This window comes from Actinacidiphila acidipaludis (genome assembly GCF_019890725.1).
GTDB lineage: Bacteria > Actinomycetota > Actinomycetes > Streptomycetales > Streptomycetaceae > Actinacidiphila > Actinacidiphila acidipaludis.
The window spans coordinates 99970-118175 of sequence record NZ_JAINZZ010000005.1 but is presented as its reverse complement, the minus strand read 5'-3'; the positions used below and the strand labels follow the sequence as shown (position 1 = coordinate 118175).

The window sequence follows — 18206 nt, the reverse complement described above, 5'->3', positions numbered from 1 at the left end:
ACCCCCATGGACGCGACCTTCTCCGGCGGCGGCGGTCGCGATCTCCTGGGGTTCGGACGTTCCGACACGATCCCGAGAACAAGCAAGGGAGCAAAGACATGGCGAGCAAGGCGCTGGATGTGCCGGCGGTGGCGTTGGGTACATGGGCCTGGGGAGACAGCGGCGAGGCGGGCGACGGCTACTTCGGCAGCCGGCTGAGCGAGTCCGGCCTGCGAGAGGTCGTCGAGAAGGCGCAGTCGAACGGGTTGACCTTGTGGGACACCGCCGTGGTGTATGGCATGGGTCGCTCGGAGAGCGTCCTCGCCCAGGCGCTGGCGGGGTATGACCGCAGTGAGTATCAGCTGTCGACGAAGTTCACTCCGCAGATCGCGGGCGACGGCGGGGATCCGGTGGCGGACATGCTGGGGCAGAGCCTGGACCGGATGGGGACGGACTATGTGGATCTCTTCTGGATCCACAATCCTGCCGACGTGGCACGGTGGACGCCGCCTCTGATCCCGCTGCTCAGGAGCGGCGCCATCAGGCATGTCGGCGTCTCGAACCACAACATGGAGGAGATCGCTCTCGCCGATCGGATCCTCGGCGAGGCCGGTTTCCGCGTGGAGGCGGTGCAGAACCACTTCAGCCTCCTGTACCGGAGCTCTGAGCGTGCGGGCATTCTCGACCACTGCCGCGAGCACGATGTGCGGTTCTTCTCCTACATGGTCCTCGAGCAGGGAGCGCTGACCGGCAGGTACAGCCCGGCGCATCCGTTGCCGGAGGGGAGCAGCCGGGCGGCTGTGTACAACGGGATGCTGCCCCAGTTGCAGGCGCTGACGGAGCGGATGGGGGCGATCGGCGAGGTCCGAGGGGCGTCGGCCGCCGATGTGGCGACGGCCTGGGCGATCGCCAAGGGGACCACGCCGATCGTCGGGGTGACGAAGGCGGGTCACATCGACGGGTTGGTCCGAGCTCGCGGTATCGAGCTGGCAGGCGAGGAAATCGCGGAACTCGAGGCGCTGGCGGACGCCGCGGACGTCGACACGCGGGGGTTTTGGGAGCAGGGGATGTAGGGGTCGTCGGAGCCAGGCCGCCGCGGGGTCGTCCGAGGGCGTGGTGGCCAGGTTCGGGTCTCCAGGACGAACCTAGGACGAACCTAGGACGGCTGACGGACTCGGCTCCGTAGCGTCGCTGTCGGGTGCTCGGCTCGCTTCCCGCGCACCCGGAAACCGGCTCCCGATCAGGGGGCACGGACGTGGCGATCCGCAGGTCATCGGTGACCGGTGACGCCGAACGGCAGTGATGGAGAGCACGATGATGAGAATCGGCAAGAAGCTCGCAACGGCCGCCGTCGCCGGCGGCATCCTCGTCGGTGGTGTCGCAGTGGCCGCACCGGCCAGCGCCACCGTGGTCAACGTCAGTTGCCCGACCAACGGGGTGACCGTGTACAGCTCAGGCGCGAATGGCGAGGCGGACTACTGCTACGTCTTGCGCCGGGACGGAAGCACCGGGCCCGGCTGGGCCAACATTCCCGGCACGTGGGCGGTCGGCAGCGGCGTCAACACCGGCTACGTCACGGATCCTACCGGCTGGGCCCCGGTCCACTTCTCGCCCGGCACCATGAACCTGCCCGCCTGCGGGAGCGGTTGTCTGTGGACGACCAGGTGGGTCTACATCACCAGCTAGCGTCAGCAGCCTTGGCGCTGCACGGGGTGGACACCGTCCGCCTGTCCGGGCGTGCCTTACGCGGTTCCGCATCGTGAAGCTCGCCGTACTCAGCCCGCCTTTGCGGTGCCGGCGGCCACCGGTCTGCGTGGGTGGCCGCCGGCACCGAACAGGGGGAACCGGGACCATTCGAGGTCGCATGTTGAGCATCAAGACCGCTTCGATGAATGCAGCACGATACGCGGCAGTTCTGGCAACGGTGATCTCTGTCGCCTCCTGTGCCCACGGAAGGGCGGAGCAGCACGGTTCGCCGCCGCTCGGCCCCGTCCCCGTGATCACGTCCGTCGACCAGATCGCACTGCCCATCGACTCGTACGAAGTGACCGTGGAGCAGACCAGGACGTTGTTCAGGGCTTCCACCGCGGTGGCTCAGCGGTGCGTGCGGGGTTACGGCCTGTCCTATCCGGCTCCGCAGTGGGGCGCCGCGTTCAGCGACACTCCGCGGGAGCTCAAGAAGCGTTCCGTGGTGTATGGCTTCTTCGACCCGAGCGCTCCGCAGAGCAAGGGGTACGACGCGGTCAGTCGCAGCAGCGCCCCGCCGGCCGTCTCCGACGGGGTGCTCGCGGTGCTCGACGGTGTGGACCGAGCGAACAAGCCCGTCACCGTGTATGACGGGAAGGCCGTGCCCGACCACGGGTGCCTGGGCCGGGGACGGGCGGAAGTGGGAGACCCGCCGATGCCCGCGGACTCCAACCAGTTGCCCGACGGCGGCCCGAAGGTTCCGGCGACGGATCCCCGGATGGTCGGTGCCAATGCCAAGTGGAGCCGGTGCATGAAGTCCAAGGGCTTCAGCTACGGGTCACCGTGGGCAGCCTATGCCGACCCGAAGTGGCGGTCGTTCTCAGGGCCGGGGGCCGTCTCCCGCACTCACTCGCCTGCGGAGATCGCCACGGCGACCGCCGATCTGGACTGCAAGCTGTCGACGAATCTGATGGGCGTCGCGGTGGCCGTGGAGACCGCGTACGACAAGCAGTACATCGACTCGCACACGGCGGCTCTCTCGGCTTTCCGACGCAGCCTCGACGACCGGCTGGCGAAGGCACGGCGCCTCATCGCCTCCGGTGGGGCGGACGCGTGATGACCTGTCCGCCGGCCTGACGGCCGACCCCGCCGGCAACGACCACGGCGACTTCGAGCTGCGCTTCGGCGCGCGGGCCAGGGGTGATCGTGGTGCACTGAAAGGAGGACCGAAGGCCGGTGACGCCAGGTGCCCTGGCTGCACGGGGTGGGCCGGCGCGGTTCCTGCACGTACACGCGTCCGCGGGATGTGGGGAGCGTTTCATGACCGGTCGTGCGGGCAAGACCCGCAACATCTTCCTGGTCTGGTTGGTCTGGCCGCTGCTGACGCTGGGGATCTACCACCTGGTCTGGTACTACAAGGTCAATCGTGAGGCCAGAGACTTCGACCGCGGGATCACGGTCGACCCCGTGGTGTCCGTGCTGGCCGTGACGGTCGGCTGGGTGGTGATCGTCCCTCCGTTCGTCTCGATCTACAACACCGGTCAGCGCATCGCCAGGATGCAGCAGGCGGCCGGGATGCAGGCCACCTGCAACCCGCTGATCGGGCTCGTTCTGGCCTTCGTCTTCAGCCTGCACGTGCTGTACTACCAGCAGGAGCTGAACCAGATCTGGGCCCGCTACCAGCAGCCCGAGGAGGGCTCCGAGGTGCCCCTCGCGGCTTGAGGTGCGCATCCGGACTCCAGATATCGGCGCAGGGCCTTCCGCCCTCCTGGAACGAAGGGCCATTGGTCGGCGACGTGACGAAGTTCGTCCGCTGCCATCCAGTCCTGCCAGGCGATCTCATCCGGGTCCGGGACCAAAGGGTCTGTCACGACAGCCTCGTGCACCCCGAACCACACGGGGCTGATCCCGTCCCGGCAGAGGAACTTGAACAGGAAACGCACCGGCACGCTGACGCCCAGTTCTTCCGTCAGCTCGCGGGCCGCCGCATGCTCATACGACTCGCCCACGTTCACGCCACCGCCGACCATCACGTCGTAGTAGCCCGGGAACCGGGACATCGTCTCGGCCCGTCGCACCACCAGGATCCGCCCGTCGCCGTCACGGCAGATCGTCGTCGCAATGCGATGCGGCCAGTTCCTACGCACCGCCTCGTCCCGGTCGACGACTCCGAGCACGCGGTCATGCTCATCGACACGCTCAACCAGTTCACTCACAAAAGCACGATCCCAGCCTCCACTGACACCCCTGGCCGACGAGCACGTGAGGCAAGCGATCCGCACCCCTAGGACGGATCTAGGACGGACGTAGGACGTGTGCGCCTAGCCTCGCCGTCAGGCAGCCGGGGCGATCGTCTCGCGTCAGCAGGGCGCCGCGAAGTGGCACACATGCCCGGCCCACCGGCGAACACCGCTCAGGCGGCCGTCGGCCTGCAGTCCCCAGTCGGAAGGGATCACTATGTCAGCAGCGTTAGACCCGCGGAAGCGAAGCCGCAGGTGGTACGCCCTCGGGGTGGGTCTCCTGGCATCCATCGGGCTTTTCGCGAGCACGGCCACCGCTTCCGCGTCCACCGGTTCGCCGATGACGGTCCAGAACGGCAACTCCGGTCTGTGCATGTCCATCCCCGGTGACAACATCTATGCGGGGCAGGTCATCGACCAGTGGTCGTGCGGGGGTTACCCGGACCAGTACTGGCATGAGGAGTCCTCGGACAGCCATCCGGGATGGTTCTACCTTCAGCCCGCGACGAACACCGATCTGTGCGCTACGTACGTGCCCGGGAGCACCGCCCAGCTCACCCTTCGCAACTGCGGCTCGTACGCGGCGAACGGGAATCCGAACACGGAGCTCTTCACGTGGTGGTACGGCAGCCGGAGTGACTCCCTGTCGACGATCCAGGGCTGGGCCATGTCCGTTCCCGGTGCTTCCACCGCGGCCGGTGCGGCGATCAACATCTATCCGTACGGCCCCTACCCGGACCAGACGTGGTACGGGTACGACACGTGATCTGAGGGCGTGCTGCCGTAGCACTTCATGGCAGTACGACTTCCACGTGTCCTGCGGCTCCCGAAAGGGGAGCCGCAGGACACGCTCAGCGGCGCCAGGAGCGGGGGCACCGGTGGTGGGCGTGGCGGGGGCGGTGCCAGGCCGCGCGGGGCGGTTCCGTGGTGGCGTCCGGGCCCTGGTCGGTCGGCCGGCTGACGCTGAGCAGGACGACGGCGAGTGCGGCGAGTTCGGCCGGGGTCGCGTCCCCCCGGACCACGCGGAACGCCGCGGCGGTCCCGGCCTGATGGGGGGACGTCCCGCTCGCGCCCACCAGCGCGGTGGCCGGCGCGTTCGCGTGAGAGGCCGGTGCGCTCATGTCGGCGCGTTGCCGTGCTTGCGGGCGGGCAGGTCCGCGTGTTTGGCGCGGAGCATGGCCAGGGAGCGGATGAGCACGGCCCTGGTCTCGCGCGGGTCGATCACCTCGTCCACCAGGCCGCGTTCGGCGGCGTAGTACGGGTGCATCAGCTCGTCGCGGTACTCCTGGACGAGCCGGGCGCGGGCGGCCTCGGGGTCGTCGGAGGCCGCGATCTCCTTGCGGAAGACGACGTTGGCGGCGCCCTCCGCGCCCATCACGGCGATCTCGTTGGTCGGCCAGGCCAGGGACAGGTCCGCGCCGATGGAGCGGGAGTCCATCACGATGTACGCGCCGCCGTAGGCCTTGCGGACGATCAGCTGGATCCGGGGCACGGTGGCGTTGCAGTAGGCGTAGAGCAGCTTCGCGCCGTGCCGGATGATGCCGCCGTGTTCCTGGCCGACGCCGGGCATGAAGCCGGGGACGTCCACGAGTGTGACCAGCGGGATGCTGAACGCGTCGCAGAACTGCACGAAGCGCGCGCCTTTCTCGGAGGCCTCGATGTCGAGGACGCCGGCCATGGCGGCCGGCTGGTTGGCGACGAGCCCGACGACCTGGCCGTCGAGCCGGGCCAGCGCGCACACCAGGTTGGGCGCCCAGGCGGAGTGCACCTCGAAGAACTCGCCGTCGTCCACGACCTGTTCGATGAGGGCCCGCATGTCGTAGGCGTGCTGGGCCTCGGCGGGCACCAGGTCCAGCAGCGCGTCGCAGGAGCGGTCGGCCGGGTCGGACGCTTCGTGCGCCGGGGCGAGCTCGTGGTTGTTGGCGGGCAGCAGCGACAGCAGGTAGCGGACGTCGTGCAGGCAGCTCTCCTCGTCGTCGTAGGCTGCGGTGGCGACGCCGGACAAGGTGGCGTGCACGTCGGCGCCGCCGAGGCCGTCGAGGCCGACCTGCTCGCCGGTGACCGCCTGGACCACGTCGGGGCCGGTGATGAACATCTGCGAGGTGCCGCGGACCATGAAGACGAAGTCGGTGAGTGCGGGGGAGTAGGCCGCGCCGCCGGCGCAGGGTCCCAGTATCACGCTGATCTGGGGGACCACGCCGGACAGGCGGACGTTGCGGCGGAAGATGCCGCCGTAGCCGGCGAGCGCGGACACGCCCTCCTGGATGCGGGCCCCGGCCCCGTCGTTGAGGCTGACCAGTGGTGCGCCCGCGGCCGCCGCGAGGTCCATCAGCTTGTGGATCTTCTGCGCGTGCGCCTCGCCGAGGGCGCCTCCGAACACCCGGAAGTCGTGCGCGTAGACGAAGACGGTCCGGCCGTGGACGGTGCCCCATCCGGTGACGACGCCGTCGCCGGACGGCCGCTTGTCTTCCAGGCCGAAGCCGGTGGCGCGGTGCCGCCGCAGGGACTCGACCTCGGTGAACGACCCCTCGTCGAGCAGGAGCGCGATCCTCTCGTGTGCGGTGAGCTTGCCGCGCGCGTGCTGGCGGGTGGTCGCCTGCGGGTCGGGGCCTTCGTGGGCGCGCGCCCTGAGGCGTTGCAACTCCCGGAGCCTGGCGTGCGCGTCCGGTGCGGACACGGGTGCCGTTGCCGTTGCCGTTGCCGCCAAGGGTGCGGGCGCCGCGGGTGCGGGCGCCGTCGCCGTGACCGGACCGGGTCGTTCCTCCATCACGGTCATCGCTGGGACCTCCGTTCGATCGGTGTTCGGCCTGACAGGTATTGATTCCTTCGTGAAGGTATTTTATTGTCGTGATAGCAGCCCCAGGAGAGGAAGGGCCGTCCGATGCAGCAGCCGCACGGCAAGGCAACGATCAGCGACGCACCGCCCCGCCCCCCGACCGCGGCCCGCCGCCCGCCGGTCGTCCTGGAACGGCACACCTGGCGCGACCCGCGCCACGTGGCGCGTGAGCTGCACGACCGCGTGGGCAGCGAACTGGCTGTCGCACTGCGGCAGTTGGAACTGGCGCAACTGTTCGTCCACGACGACCCCAAGGGCGCGGGAGAGCGCCTGGAGCAGGGCCTGCGCGCGGTGTCCGAGGCGATGCGGGTGGTCCGCGAACTCAGCGGCGAGCTGTCCGGTGCCGGGAGTTCCCGCGGCCGGCTCGCCGACGATCTGCGGGCCTTCGCGGGCGGCGTCGCGCCGGCCGGGACCCGGGTGCGGGTACGCACCGAAGGGGAGGAGTCGTGGCTGCCCCCCGGCCACCGCGGCCAGCTCTTCCTGATCCTGTGCGAGTTACTGCGCAACGCGTTCGCGCACGCCCGCGCGGGCACCGTCCGCGTGCGGACCAGGATCACCCCTGACGCGGTGACCGCGGTGGTGGACGACGACGGCGTCGGGTTCGACCAGAGCGCGCTGGTCCCGCCCGGCCACGGCGGCTTCGGGCTCGTCTCGATGCGCGAGCGCGCCCACGGCCTGGGCGGCGTCACCCGCATCGAGTCGGTGGCCGGCCGGGGAACCCGGGTCACCGTGCGCCTCCCGCTGGCCGGGACCGCCGCGAGGACGGAGCAGCACGCGTGACCGGGACCCGGATCCGCGTGCTGCTCGCCGACGACCATGTCATCCTCCGTGAGACGCTGCGCGAGTGCCTCCAACTGGAGGCGGACTTCGAGGTGGTGGCCGACGCCCCCGACGGGGCGCAGGCGGTGGCGCTCTGCGGCCGGCTGCGGCCCGACGTGCTCCTGCTGGACGTCGAGATGCCGGGCCAGCCGGTCGACGTCACCGTGCCGCAGGTCCTGATGGTCTCGCCGGGCACCCGGGTGATCGTGCTGAGCATGCACGAGAGCCCGGATCTGGTGCGTGAACTGCTGGCCCTGGGCATCCGCGGCTACCTCAACAAGCGCGTGAGCAGGCAGCACCTGGTGTCGGTGATCCGCGGATGCATGCGCGAGGGCGACGAAGTGCTCATCTCCGTCTCGCAGTTCGCCGCGCTGCCGGGCGCCGGCGCCCAGGACGGGCGCATCTCCGCGCGCGAGCGCGAGGTGCTGACCCTGGTCGCCGACGCGCTCAGCAACCGCCAGATCGCGGGCCGGCTGAGCATCACCGAGGGCACGGTGAAGCGCCACTTGCGCAACGTCTTCGAGAAGCTGGGTGCGGTGTCCCGGATCGACGCGGTCAACAAGGCGGTCGACGCCTCGCTGATCGCTCCGCCCCAGCCCCGCTCCCTGCCGGGCAGGCCGGTCCGGCAGCGGTGACGCCGGTCCGGCTGCGCTCAGGCAGGGGCGGAGCCGTGGGCGGGGCGGGCCCGGCTCAGGCCGCGAACGCCTCGGCGGCCGCGTGCCCGTCCTCGAACATGTGGTACAGCGTGATCCGCCCGTCCGCGACGGTCACGTGAAGGGCGAACTGCGAGGAGAACTTCTTGCCCGTGCGGCGGATCACGTGCGTGAAGCGGCCGAGGGCCACGGCGGTCACGCCCTGCGCGACCACGGTGTCCACGGCGAACTCCTCGGTGGCCGCCACCTCCTGGCCGGCGACGGCGAAGAACTCGGCCAGTTCGGCCTTGGTCGTACGCCGCCCGGTCCACGGCACGGACGGTGCGCCGGGGACGTCCCAGTCCACCTCGTCGGCGAACAGGGCGAGCAGGCTGTCGAGGTCACCGCTGCCGAAGGCGGTGAAGAAGCCCTGGACGATCTCGGTGGGGCTGGAGTCGGCGGTGATGGTTGCGGTGCTGCTGGACACGGATGTCTCCTCGGTCGGTCAGTCGGTCAGTCGGTCAGTCGGTCGGTCGGTCGTGGTCGTGGCAGGGGGCCAAAACGGGGTGAGCAGGGGCTGGATGACGGTGTGCGGTGCGGATGCGGCCGCGTGGCCGTGGTCAGACCAGGCTCGGCACCGCGGTCCGGTCCGGCGCGATGGAGCGCAGGAAGGCCTGGGCCTGCTCCGGCGCGGTCGCCGGGGCCAGGTGCGCCAGGTGGCCGTCGGGACGGACCGTCGCGATGACCGGCCGGTTCCCGAACGCCCTCCGCAGCGCGGGTGCCGCGGCCGCGGGCACCGCTCCGAGGTCGAGGACACGGGCCTGCCCGGTGAAGCGGTCGAGCAGCCCGGCGGCGGTGGTGCTCCAGTCCGCCGGCGTACGGCGGCCCGGCCACAGGACGACGGTGTACTGGTACGGGTCGAGCGGCGGGATGCCGCCGAACCCCCCGCCCGCCGGCTCCGCGGCGCCGTTCGTGTCGCCGCCACCGGGAGCGGCGAACAGCGGGACGCGCTGCCCGGGCCGGGCCGGATGGGCGATGCGGCGGAACAGCGGGTCGGACACGCTCTCCGCGTAGTCGACGTCGGTCTGCGCGAGCAGCGGCACCAGGATGCGGTCCAGCAGGCCGGTCCACCGCGCGGCGACGAACACCGCGTCGCGCACCGCGATGCGCGCGGACTTGCGCTGCATGGCGAAGCGCGCCTGCGCCGCGGAGGTCTTCGCCATCCGCACCGCCCCGACGCTGCGTTCGGCGTGGTAGGTGTCCAGCGCGGCTTCGTTCAGCCGGCCCCGCACCACACCGCCCAGTTTCCAGCCGAGGTTGGCCGCGTCCTGGAAACCGATGTTCATGCCCTGGCCGCCGGCCGGGCTGATCACGTGCGCGGAGTCGCCGACGAGGAAGCAGCGGCCGTTGCCGAAGCGTTCGGCCAGGCCGAGCCGGGGCCTGAAGGACCGGGTCCACAGCGGCGTGCCGACCGTGAAGCGGGTGTGGGCCCGCCGGTTGATCACCTCCTCCAGCAACTGCGGGGAGGGGTTGTCCTCGTCGGGGCCGCGGTGCGGGATGTTGGCGGCGATCCGGTAGTACCCGTTCGCCAGCGGCACCAGGGCCACGACGCCGTCACGCGAGTAGTAGTACTGGGCGTTCTCCGGGACGTCGCCGCTGATCGGGGCGTCCGCGATGGCGTACGTGACGTCGATGGCCTCGCCGTCGAAGCGGATGCCCAGCAGTTCGCGCGTGATGGAGCCGGGGCCGTCGGCGCCGACGAGGTAGCGCGGGACCACCGTCTCGGCGGCGCCGCCGCGGACCAGGCGGGCCTCGGGCAGCTCACCGGAGGTGTCCAGGCCGACCAGCGCGGTGCCGAACTCGATGGTCCCGCCCAGCTCCGCGAGCCGGTCGCGCAGCACCCGCTCGGTCTCGCGCTGCGGCAGCGTCAGGACGAACGGGTACGGCGAGTCGGCCAGCCGGTGCATGTGCGCGGTGCCGCGCAGCCGGCCCTCGGAGTAGTAGTTGACGCCCTTGCTGCGGTGGCCGGTGGCGGCCAGCCGGCCCGCGACGCCGATCCTGGCCAGCACCTCGAGACTGCGCGGCCAGACCAGGATGCCCTTGGAGTGCGGGTCGGACTCGTCGATGCCGGCCCGGCGGTCGATCAGCCGGACCCGCACGTCCTGCTGGAGCAGTTCGCAGGCCAGGGCGACGCCGACCGGTCCGGCGCCGACGATCAGCACCTCGGGCTCGTCCACGGCCCGAGGTCCGGGCGACTCGGTCATCACGCGGCCACGACCTTCGCGTCGAGCAGTTCCACGGCCTCGCCGATGGACTCCACCGACAGCAGTTCCTCGTCGGAGACCGGGATCCCCAGGCGCAGTTCCAGGGCGACGGCCAGTTCCAGCATCACGAGCGAGTCGAACTCCAGGTCCTCGAAGCGGGTGTGCGGTGACAGCTGGGCCGCGTCCAGGCCGTACTTGTCGACGATCATCTGTATGAGGCAGTCGAGCAGTTGCTGTGACATCGTGTGCTCCTTGTCCCCCGGGGTGTCCGGGTCGTCCGTGGGGTCGGTCGTCGGGTCGTTCCCGTGTCGTGTGCCGTCGTGCGTCGTCGTCGCCTGCCGGGCGGTGCGGTCGCGGTGCGTCCTGCGTGGCGGCCGGCGGCCCTACAGGGCCGTCAGGTCCGGCCAGACCAGGGCGGCCGAGCCCCAGGTGACGCCGCCGCCGAAGGCGCTGATCAGCACCCGGTCGCCGGGCGTGAGTTCGCCGTCGGCCGCCGCCGCGCCCATCGCGAGCGGGATGGAGGCCGCGGAGGTGTTGCCGACCTTGTCCAGGTTGATCACGGCGCGGTCGGCGGGGACGCCGAGCTGCTCGGCGACCGCGTGCAGGATGCGGACGTTGGCCTGGTGACCGACGAAACGGTCCACCGAGTCCACCGGCCAGCCGACGCGCTGGAGCAGCGCACCGGCCGAACCCGCCATGCGTTTGACCGCGTTGGTGAACACCGGCCGGCCCTGCATCGTGAACCAGGAGTCGTCGGCGTCGGGTGGGAGCCCGGTGGCACGCTGCCGCGAGCCGCCGCCGGGGATCTTGATCAGGTCGGCGAGCGCGCCGTCGCTGCCCAGGTCGAAGCCGAGGAGCGAGCCCGGCTCTTCGGCCGAGCCGGCGCGCAGCACCACCGCTCCGGCGCCGTCGCCGAAGATGACCGCGGTCGAGCGGTCCTCGGGGCTGATGATCGAGCTGAACGTCTCGGCGCCGATGACCAGCACCCGTTCGGCCTGCCGGGCGGCGATCGCCCCGGCCGCGCCGGACAGCGCGTAGACGAAGCCCGAGCAGACCGCCGCCATGTCGTAGGCGGGGACCGGGCCCAGGCCCAGCCGGGACGCCACGTCGGGGGCGGTGGCCGGGCAGGGGTGGTCCGGCGTGGTGGTGGCGACCACCACCAGGTCCACCTCGTGGACGTCCGCCGACTTCAGGGCGCGCTCGCCGGCCTCCACCGCCAGATCGCTGGTGGCGACGCCGGGAGCGACCATCCGGCGCTCGGCGATGCCGGTCCTGGTGCGTATCCACTCGTCCGAGGTGTCGAGCCGCTCGGCCAGTTCCGCGTTGGTCACCACTCGGGGCGGGAGCGCGGTCCCCAGCCCTTCGAGCACGGCGGTGGGCGTGCTCATGCCCGGCTCCGGGCGACCGGCCGGTGGACCGGAGGCCGGCCGGTGGGCGCCGCCGTCCGCCGGGTCTCGATCGTGGTGTCGATCCGCTGGTACTCGGCCCGGGCCGCGGCGACGGCCTGGTCCTCGGTGGTGACCGGACGCAGCCCGGTCGCGGCGGCGATGGCGCGCAGGCGCTCAGGCAGCGTTCCCGACACGACGTGCACCGGGATCCGCAGCTCGTCCAGGACCTCCAGCAACCGCGCGTCGGCCATGGTGCGGAAGCGGTCGTTGACCGGCCGGTGGCCGTCGGCCGACAGCGGGAGCTCGTTGCGCAGGTGCACGAAGGCGTCGAAGCCGCGCTGCACGTGCTGCTTGAAGGAGACGCCGAGTTGACGCATGACGTCATCGAAGAACGCCAGTTCGGCGGTCCGTTCGACGTCCCGGTCGCCGAGGGCGGCCGAGTCGTTGGGGTTGATGCCGACCTTGACGCGCAGCGCGCCGTAGATCCACTCCTGCAGCGACGAGCCGTCGGAGACGAAGCCGGCGGCGAGCTGGTGCTCGTACTTCACCCGCTCGGTGTGGCGGACGACGATCATCTGCAGCAGTTCGGCCGCGGTGCACTCCTCGAGCGTCTTGCCCGGCGCCGCGTCGGGGAGTATCTCCCGCATGGTCCTGGCCGTGGTCCGCGGCAGGCCGGTGTAGTGGGACAGGGCGAGCGCGGTCAGGGTCTTGCCGGACGAATAGGTTCCTGAGATGCCGAGCCTCATGGGGGCAATCGCCCTTTCGTGTAGGGCGCGGGCGGTCAGCCGGACAGGGCTGCCGGACGCGGGAGTTCGTGGGTGACGGAGCACAGGACGCGCACGCCCGCGCACGCGGCGGTGATGTCGGCGGTGCGCCACCGGGCGCCGTCGCGGGTGTCGAGCAGGGTGCTGCCGGCGAGCTCCGTGGTCACCGGGAACGGGCCGGTCGCCGGGCGCTCGGGGGTGTCGCACTCCAGGACGGTGCGCCGCATCCACAAGGTGTTGCTGTGCGCGCGGTCCAGGCCGTCCAGGTCGTAGAGCAGCACCTGGCCGAGCTGGAGGGCGATCACGAACGCGTCGATGAAGGACACCGACGGCTGGTAGGCGCCTTCCAGGCCGCCGCTGCCCGGCGTGGTGCCGGGGACGGGGGTAAGGCGGGCGGTCGCGGCGGCCCGCTGCCGGTCCGCGGTCACCTGCAGGGTGATGTCGCGGATCGGCTGCCTGCGGGTGCGGAACCCCTCGCCGTACAGCCCCGGCGGCGCGGGGTACGGGACGGGGCCTGCGGCGCGGTCACCGGCGCCGAGGCCCGCGGCGGCCAGGTCACCGAGCTGGGTGGCCGCGGGGCCGGCCTGGTCGAACAGCGGGTGGAGGACCGGGCGGACGACCGGCCGCCCGAAGGGGTGGACGACTTCGCAGCTCACCCGCATCCCGCCGACCCGGCAGGTCATCACCGTCACCGCGGTGCCCGCGAGTTGCTCGTGCGGGCGCGTGCCGGCCGGGCTGCCCTCGGCGCGCAGCGACTCCAGGTCCTCCTCGTCGGGCGCCCGCCCGGCGCGGATCTCGACCCGGCGCAGCCACATCAGGGAGCGTTGCGTGGCGGTCAGCCGGTGCCTGCGGGTCAGGAACAGCTCCGCCAGCCGGCCGCCGATCACCAGCGCGTCGATCGTGCTCAGGTGCGGGCGCTGGGTGGCGCCTGCCTTCAGCGACCAGTCCGGCGGGCAGAGCACGCCCGCGGTCGCGGTGATCGCGCCCTCCGGGCCCGGATCGATCAGGATGTCGGTGAAGCGGTATCTGACGCGCCGGTGGCCGTCGCCGAAGAAGCGCGAGGCGGCCGGCCCGAGACGGTCGTCGACGGACGCGACGAACGACGGGGTGGACGCCGCGTGCACCGGGGTGGCGGTGGGCGCGGGGGAGGCGGCGGTTGTCATGACGCCCCCTTGAGCCGGAACGTGACGCCGCCGCCGACCGGCAGCGAGCCGTTCGCCGCCGCGCCGGCCAGCGGCAGGACGCCCTGGGCGGACCGGAAGGTGTACGGGCAGACGCCGTCGGGGATCTCGACGCGGCCGGTGACCTGGTCGGTGACCGAGCGCAGCCGGGAGATGAACCCCGGGTCGTACGCCTCGGGCCGGGCCCGGCCGGGGAAGAAGCCGTCGAAGAACTCGCCGGTGACGTCGGTCAGCGCCGGGTCGGTGATCAGGCGGAGCGCGGGAGCCGCGCCCTGCGCGACGGTGGAGTGCGGCCGCACCCCGCTCTCGCGGACCATCGAGGTGTCCATGAAGCCCGCCGGGTGCAGGCAGTTCACGGTCACGCCGGTGCCGCGCAGTTCCTCGGCGAGGTCGAAGGTGAAGGCGGCCAGGGCCAGTTTGGAGCGCCGGTAGGCGGTGACGCCCTGGTAGGCGTCGTAGTAGGGGGCCTCGGCCGGGTCGAAGGGCGCCTGCCCCACCGACCCGACGTTGAGCACGCGGGCCGGCGCGGTGGCGGTGAGCAGCGGCAGCAGGGCCCGGGTGAGCACCACGGGCGCCAGGTAGTTGACGGCGAAGCGCAGTTCGTGGCCGTCGTGGCTGGTCTGGCGGGTCTGGCCGGGCGGGCCGAATCCCACCGCGGCGTTGTTGACCAGGACGTCGAGGCGGGGGGTGAGCCCGCGGACCTCGGCGGCCAGCCGCTCCACCTCGTCGAGCGAGGACAGGTCGGCCGTGCACGGGACGGCGCGGGGGCCGAGTTCGGCGGCGAGCCGGGCGACGCGCTCGCCGTCCCTCCCGTGCACCAGCACGCGCCGGCCGCCGGCGACGAGGTCGCGGGCCAGGGCGCGGCCGAGTCCGGCGGTGGCGCCCGTGATCATTACGGTAGGCGTGTTGTCGGTCATGCCTGCTCCATCGAAGAGGACGGGTGGCTGATGGCTCACTGACCGCGGGCGGGATGGTTGACGTTCGGCACCGAGAAATTGCAGACGTAGATGTTCGGGCCGCTGATGTTGTTCCGCGCCACCATCTCCAGGAATTCCCGGGCCGGCGCATTCCCTTGGTGCTGCTCGTACGCGGCGTCGTCGGTGAACGTGGCCTGGAACACCACACGGGTGGGGTCGTCGCGGTCGGGAACGATGTGGTAGCTGATGGTCCCCGGCTCGTCCCGCAGCGACAGGAACGCCTCGCGCTGCGCCGACTCCAGGAATTCCGCGCGGTGTTCGGCGGCTATCTGCTCGAAACTCGCCACGACGGTGAGAATGATCCCGTCGTCGCCCGCGGAGCCCAGCGTCTGCGGCGCCTGGGTGTTCACGGCGGGAACGGGCATGTCCTGCTGAACGGTCATGGTCTTTCTCCTCAGGGAGTCGAACGGGTGGCTCACGGAATTCACCCTAGGAAGCGCGAGGCCCGGGGGAAATTCTCCGATGGGGTTCAGACAGGGGTTCGAACGCCGTACCGGCACTACTACTTTGGAAACATCGCGGAATGCCGGACGGACCATCAGGAGTTGTCACGCCAAGACCGTCCGGCCGTTCCGCAACGGCGATACGACCAGGGAGAGAACCGGTATGCGCGCCATCGTCCAGCACACGTTCGGAGGCCCCGAGGTCCTGCGTCTCGAGGAGGTGGACCAGCCGGTCCCCCTGCCGTCCGAGCTGCTCGTCCGGGTCAAGGCGATCGGCGTGAACCCGGTCGAGCCGCTGATCCGCAGCGGCCGCTTCAAGCTGCTGGGCGAGCCGCCGTTCGTCCTGGGCTGGGACGTCTCCGGCGTCGTCGAGCACGTGGTGCCCGGCACCTCCCGCTTCCAGGAGGGCGACGAGGTCTTCGGGATGCCCTTCTTCCCGCGCGGGGCCGGCGCCTACGCCGAGTACGTCGCGGCGCCCAACCGGCACTTCGCCCGCAAGCCCGCCTCGATCACGCACGCACAGGCCGCCGCACTGCCGATGGCCGGGCTCACCGCGTGGCAGGCGCTCGCCGAGGTCGCCGACGTGGGCCCGGGGGAGCGGGTACTGGTGCACGCCGGCGCGGGCGGCGTCGGCCACCTGGCCATCCAGATCGCCAAGACCCGCGGCGCCCACGTCGTCGCCACCGCGAGTGCGGCCAAGCACGACTTCGTGCGCGGCGTCGGCGCCGACGAGGTCATCGACTACCGGACGGTGGACTTCGCCGAGACGGCCAAGGACATGGACGTGGCGTTCGACCTGATCGGCGGCGAGTACGCCGACCGTTCGCTGGCCACGCTGCGCCCGGGCGGGCTGCTGGTCACGGCGATCGACCGGATGGACGCCGCGCTGGCCGAGCGCACCCGGGCGGCCGGCTTCCGGTTCGCCGGGATCTCGGTGGAGCCGGACTACGTGGGCCTGGAGGCCATGGCCGCCCTGGCCGAGGAGGGCCGGCTGCGCCCCCACGTCGGCCGGGTGCTGCCGCTGGCCGACGCCGCGGCCGCGCACGAGCTGTCCGAGAGCGGCCGCGCGACCGGCAAGATCGTCCTGGAACCCTGAGGTTCAGGCGGGCACCGGCGCGGGCAGCGCCGCCGGGGGTTCCGCGGCCGCCCAGCCGACCGACTGCGCGGTGCGGCCGAAGGCCGCGACCAGCGGCGAGCGGTCGGCGGCGGAGCGGGCCAGGCAGATCTCCTTCGGCGGCAGGTCCAGGACCGCGGTGTAGGCGATGTCGGGCCGGGTGTAGAAACGCGCGGCCGACCGGGGGAGCAGCGTGAGGCCGTGGCCCCGCGCCACCGACTCCAGGATCTCCTCCACCGACCCGGTGCGCGGTGCGGCCTCCAGCAGGGAGGCCGCACCGCGCACCACCTCGGCGCGGTCGGCCGCGGCGGCGCGGCCGGACGGCGCCCGCCGGACCAGCCGTTCGCCGAGCAGGTCCGTGCTGAGCACCGCCGGCCGCCCGGCCAGCCGGTGCGCGGCCGGCAGCACCGCGAGCAGGCTCTCGCTGCCCAGCGGGGTCAGCGCGATGCCCCGCTCGGCCACCGGCATCCGCACGAAGGCCACGTCCACCGTGCCGTCGAGCACCGCCCCGGTCTGCTCCTCGCCGGCCAGGTGCCGCACGTCCACGGTGACCTCGGGCCGCTGCGCGGTGAAGGCGCTGATCACCCTGGTCACCGCCATCCCCCAGCCGAATCCGACGGTGAGCCGCGCCTGCCCGCCCGCCGCCCGGTACATCCGGTGCCTGGCCGCCCGTGCGGCGGCGAGCATCGCGCGGGCGTCGCCCAGGAACTCCCGTCCCGCCGCGGTCAGTTCGACCGACCGGCGGTCGCGCACCAGCAGGTCGAGCCCGATGTCCTGTTCCAGCGCGCGGATCTGACGGCTCAGCACGGGCTGCGTGATGTGCAGGTCCGCCGCGGCCCGGCCGAAATGCAGCCGGTCCGCGACCGCCACGAAATACCGGACCTTCCTCAGATCGAGGTCCACGGTCGCCTCCGTAATTCATCGCGGTGATTCCTCACCGGCGAGCCGGCCTGTACGCCTCTTGTCTTTCGGGCATCACAGGGAACGAATAAGGCATTGGACATCCGAACCGCACCGCCCGCACTGTGTTCGCAGAGGTAATTCCACTCCCCGAACCATTCGGAAAGGTACGGATAATGAGCCTTGCAGGCAAACGCGTCGTCGTTGTCGGCGGAAGTTCCGGAATCGGGTTCGCGGTCGCCCGGCTCGCCACCGAGGACGGCGCCGAGGTCGTCATCGCCTCCAGCAGCCAGGACCGGATCGACCGCGCCCTGAAGAACCTGCCGGACACGGTGAGCGGGCACCGCCTGGACGTCACCGACGAGGCCGCGGTCGTCGCCTTCTTCGGGCAGGTCGGCCCCTACGACCACCTCGTCTACACCGCGGGCGACCCGCTGCAGATCAAGTCCCTGGCCGAGACCGACATGACGCAGGCCCAGGAGTACTTCAAGGTCCGCTACTGGGGCGCGTTCACCGCCGCCCGGCACGGTGCCGCGGGCATCCGTGAGGGCGGCTCGATCGTGCTCAGCTCCGGCAGCGCCGGCGCCCGCCCGGCCAAGGGCTGGACCGTCACCGCGAGCATCACCAGCGCCTCGGAGGCGCTGGGCCGCGCGCTGGCCGTCGAGCTCGGCCCGATCCGGGTCAACGTGGTCCGTCCCGGGCCGACCCGCAGCGAACTGTGGGACGGCAGCATCGACGAGCCCGAGGAGTTCTACGCCCGGCTCGGCGACAAGCTGCTGGTCGGCCGGGTGGGCCAGGTGTCCGAGGTGGCGCAGACCTACCTGTACCTGATGAACAACGGCTTCAGCACCGGCTCGGTCGTCACCGTCGACGGCGGGCACTTCCTGTCCTGAACCCCCGCGGAACCGCGCCGGCGGCCGTCCGTCTTCCCCCGGTGCCGCCGCCGGCGCCGCCCCCTCGACCAGCGGAGGAGAACCGCTTCC

21 protein-coding genes are annotated in these 18206 nt (G+C 71.7%); 9 read left to right on the top strand and 12 right to left on the bottom strand.

Annotation, left to right across the window (positions count from 1 at the left end):
- Nucleotides 1-98 precede the first annotated feature (98 nt).
- From K7862_RS06495 to K7862_RS06480, 4 genes are all read left to right on the top strand, one after another.
- Nucleotides 99-1052, top strand: coding sequence for an aldo/keto reductase (locus K7862_RS06495; protein ID WP_222961447.1), 954 nt, complete (start codon nucleotides 99-101; stop codon nucleotides 1050-1052).
- Nucleotides 1053-1293: 241 nt separating this feature from the next.
- The gene (locus K7862_RS06490; RefSeq protein WP_222961446.1) at nucleotides 1294-1665 is read left to right on the top strand and encodes a hypothetical protein; all 372 of its coding nucleotides are present in this window, start codon (nucleotides 1294-1296) and stop codon (nucleotides 1663-1665) included.
- 181 nt (nucleotides 1666-1846) lie between these two features.
- Nucleotides 1847-2782, top strand: coding sequence for a hypothetical protein (locus tag K7862_RS06485; protein ID WP_222961445.1), 936 nt, complete (start codon nucleotides 1847-1849; stop codon nucleotides 2780-2782).
- 203 nt (nucleotides 2783-2985) lie between these two features.
- The gene (locus K7862_RS06480; protein ID WP_222961444.1) at nucleotides 2986-3387 is read left to right on the top strand and encodes a DUF4234 domain-containing protein; all 402 of its coding nucleotides are present in this window, start codon (nucleotides 2986-2988) and stop codon (nucleotides 3385-3387) included.
- Here K7862_RS06480 and K7862_RS06475 read toward each other — a convergent pair.
- Nucleotides 3342-3881: an NUDIX hydrolase gene (locus K7862_RS06475; protein WP_222961443.1), complete on the bottom strand. Its 540-nt coding sequence runs from the start codon at nucleotides 3879-3881 to the stop codon at nucleotides 3342-3344. The two genes, K7862_RS06480 and K7862_RS06475, sit on opposite strands and share 46 nt — an antisense overlap.
- Before the next feature lie 295 nt (nucleotides 3882-4176).
- Between K7862_RS06475 and K7862_RS06470 the strand changes: the two genes are divergently transcribed.
- Nucleotides 4177-4671 carry an RICIN domain-containing protein gene (locus K7862_RS06470; RefSeq protein WP_222961442.1) on the top strand — a complete coding sequence of 165 codons (495 nt, stop codon included), beginning with the start codon at nucleotides 4177-4179 and terminating at the stop codon, nucleotides 4669-4671.
- 85 nt (nucleotides 4672-4756) lie between these two features.
- On the opposite strand, the gene K7862_RS06465 is transcribed toward K7862_RS06470, so the two are convergent.
- Both K7862_RS06465 and K7862_RS06460 read right to left on the bottom strand, forming a co-directional pair.
- On the bottom strand, nucleotides 4757-5026 hold the full coding sequence (locus K7862_RS06465) for an acyl-CoA carboxylase subunit epsilon (protein ID WP_222961441.1): 270 nt from the start codon (nucleotides 5024-5026) through the stop codon (nucleotides 4757-4759).
- Nucleotides 5023-6681, bottom strand: coding sequence for an acyl-CoA carboxylase subunit beta (locus tag K7862_RS06460; RefSeq protein WP_222961440.1), 1659 nt, complete (start codon nucleotides 6679-6681; stop codon nucleotides 5023-5025). Before K7862_RS06460 ends, K7862_RS06465 begins: the two co-directional genes overlap by 4 nt.
- 105 nt (nucleotides 6682-6786) lie before the next feature.
- Between K7862_RS06460 and K7862_RS06455 the strand changes: the two genes are divergently transcribed.
- Entirely contained in the window at nucleotides 6787-7521 is a 735-nt protein-coding gene (locus K7862_RS06455) for a sensor histidine kinase (protein WP_222961439.1), read from the top strand.
- Entirely contained in the window at nucleotides 7518-8195 is a 678-nt protein-coding gene (locus K7862_RS06450) for a response regulator transcription factor (RefSeq protein ID WP_222961438.1), read from the top strand. Before K7862_RS06455 ends, K7862_RS06450 begins: the two co-directional genes overlap by 4 nt.
- Nucleotides 8196-8250: 55 nt before the next feature.
- Here K7862_RS06450 and K7862_RS06445 read toward each other — a convergent pair whose 3' ends face one another.
- From K7862_RS06445 to K7862_RS06410, 8 genes are all read right to left on the bottom strand, one after another.
- Complete coding sequence (locus K7862_RS06445; protein WP_308011877.1) at nucleotides 8251-8679, bottom strand: nuclear transport factor 2 family protein; 429 nt, start codon at nucleotides 8677-8679, stop codon at nucleotides 8251-8253.
- 133 nt (nucleotides 8680-8812) lie between these two features.
- Nucleotides 8813-10456 carry an FAD-dependent monooxygenase gene (locus tag K7862_RS06440; protein ID WP_222961437.1) on the bottom strand — a complete coding sequence of 548 codons (1644 nt, stop codon included), beginning with the start codon at nucleotides 10454-10456 and terminating at the stop codon, nucleotides 8813-8815.
- Nucleotides 10456-10698, bottom strand: a complete 243-nt coding sequence (locus tag K7862_RS06435) for an acyl carrier protein (protein WP_222961436.1) — start codon at nucleotides 10696-10698, stop codon at nucleotides 10456-10458. Before K7862_RS06435 ends, K7862_RS06440 begins: the two co-directional genes overlap by 1 nt.
- A gap of 141 nt (nucleotides 10699-10839) precedes the next feature.
- Nucleotides 10840-11844: a beta-ketoacyl-ACP synthase III gene (locus K7862_RS06430; RefSeq protein ID WP_222961435.1), complete on the bottom strand. Its 1005-nt coding sequence runs from the start codon at nucleotides 11842-11844 to the stop codon at nucleotides 10840-10842.
- Nucleotides 11841-12590 (bottom strand): AAA family ATPase, encoded by a 750-nt coding sequence (locus K7862_RS06425; protein WP_222961434.1) that lies wholly within the window; start codon nucleotides 12588-12590, stop codon nucleotides 11841-11843. The genes K7862_RS06430 and K7862_RS06425 overlap by 4 nt, the downstream gene beginning before the upstream one ends.
- A 35-nt stretch (nucleotides 12591-12625) precedes the next feature.
- Nucleotides 12626-13771: an AvrD family protein gene (locus K7862_RS06420; protein WP_222961433.1), complete on the bottom strand. Its 1146-nt coding sequence runs from the start codon at nucleotides 13769-13771 to the stop codon at nucleotides 12626-12628.
- Nucleotides 13768-14706 carry an SDR family NAD(P)-dependent oxidoreductase gene (locus K7862_RS06415; RefSeq protein ID WP_222961432.1) on the bottom strand — a complete coding sequence of 313 codons (939 nt, stop codon included), beginning with the start codon at nucleotides 14704-14706 and terminating at the stop codon, nucleotides 13768-13770. The genes K7862_RS06420 and K7862_RS06415 overlap by 4 nt, the downstream gene beginning before the upstream one ends.
- A gap of 35 nt (nucleotides 14707-14741) precedes the next feature.
- Nucleotides 14742-15149 carry a putative quinol monooxygenase gene (locus K7862_RS06410; RefSeq protein WP_222961431.1) on the bottom strand — a complete coding sequence of 136 codons (408 nt, stop codon included), beginning with the start codon at nucleotides 15147-15149 and terminating at the stop codon, nucleotides 14742-14744.
- Nucleotides 15150-15372: 223 nt separating this feature from the next.
- On the opposite strand from K7862_RS06410, the gene K7862_RS06405 reads away from it, so the two are divergent.
- Nucleotides 15373-16305, top strand: a complete 933-nt coding sequence (locus tag K7862_RS06405) for an NADP-dependent oxidoreductase (RefSeq protein ID WP_222961430.1) — start codon at nucleotides 15373-15375, stop codon at nucleotides 16303-16305.
- Nucleotides 16306-16308: 3 nt separating this feature from the next.
- Here the strand turns inward: K7862_RS06405 and K7862_RS06400 are convergent, their stop codons facing one another.
- Nucleotides 16309-17226: a LysR family transcriptional regulator gene (locus K7862_RS06400; protein WP_222961429.1), complete on the bottom strand. Its 918-nt coding sequence runs from the start codon at nucleotides 17224-17226 to the stop codon at nucleotides 16309-16311.
- Nucleotides 17227-17399: 173 nt separating this feature from the next.
- On the opposite strand from K7862_RS06400, the gene K7862_RS06395 reads away from it, so the two are divergent.
- Nucleotides 17400-18116 (top strand): SDR family oxidoreductase, encoded by a 717-nt coding sequence (locus K7862_RS06395; protein WP_222961428.1) that lies wholly within the window; start codon nucleotides 17400-17402, stop codon nucleotides 18114-18116.
- Nucleotides 18117-18206: the final 90 nt, after the last annotated feature.

Bases quoted from the DNA above. Each gene is read 5' to 3' on its own strand.
- K7862_RS06495 (WP_222961447.1), top strand. From the start codon at position 99: ATGGCGAGCAAGGCGCTGGATGTGCCGGCGGTGGCGTTGGGTACATGG.
- K7862_RS06490 (WP_222961446.1), top strand. From the start codon at position 1,294: ATGATGAGAATCGGCAAGAAGCTCGCAACGGCCGCCGTCGCCGGCGGC.
- K7862_RS06480 (WP_222961444.1), top strand. From the start codon at position 2,986: ATGACCGGTCGTGCGGGCAAGACCCGCAACATCTTCCTGGTCTGGTTG.
- K7862_RS06465 (WP_222961441.1), bottom strand. From the start codon at position 5,026: ATGAGCGCACCGGCCTCTCACGCGAACGCGCCGGCCACCGCGCTGGTG.
- K7862_RS06460 (WP_222961440.1), bottom strand. From the start codon at position 6,681: ATGACCGTGATGGAGGAACGACCCGGTCCGGTCACGGCGACGGCGCCC.
- K7862_RS06455 (WP_222961439.1), top strand. From the start codon at position 6,787: ATGCAGCAGCCGCACGGCAAGGCAACGATCAGCGACGCACCGCCCCGC.
- K7862_RS06440 (WP_222961437.1), bottom strand. From the start codon at position 10,456: ATGACCGAGTCGCCCGGACCTCGGGCCGTGGACGAGCCCGAGGTGCTG.
- K7862_RS06435 (WP_222961436.1), bottom strand. From the start codon at position 10,698: ATGTCACAGCAACTGCTCGACTGCCTCATACAGATGATCGTCGACAAG.
- K7862_RS06430 (WP_222961435.1), bottom strand. From the start codon at position 11,844: ATGAGCACGCCCACCGCCGTGCTCGAAGGGCTGGGGACCGCGCTCCCG.
- K7862_RS06425 (WP_222961434.1), bottom strand. From the start codon at position 12,590: ATGAGGCTCGGCATCTCAGGAACCTATTCGTCCGGCAAGACCCTGACC.
- K7862_RS06420 (WP_222961433.1), bottom strand. From the start codon at position 13,771: ATGACAACCGCCGCCTCCCCCGCGCCCACCGCCACCCCGGTGCACGCG.
- K7862_RS06415 (WP_222961432.1), bottom strand. From the start codon at position 14,706: ATGACCGACAACACGCCTACCGTAATGATCACGGGCGCCACCGCCGGA.
- K7862_RS06410 (WP_222961431.1), bottom strand. From the start codon at position 15,149: ATGACCGTTCAGCAGGACATGCCCGTTCCCGCCGTGAACACCCAGGCG.
- K7862_RS06405 (WP_222961430.1), top strand. From the start codon at position 15,373: ATGCGCGCCATCGTCCAGCACACGTTCGGAGGCCCCGAGGTCCTGCGT.
- K7862_RS06395 (WP_222961428.1), top strand. From the start codon at position 17,400: ATGAGCCTTGCAGGCAAACGCGTCGTCGTTGTCGGCGGAAGTTCCGGA.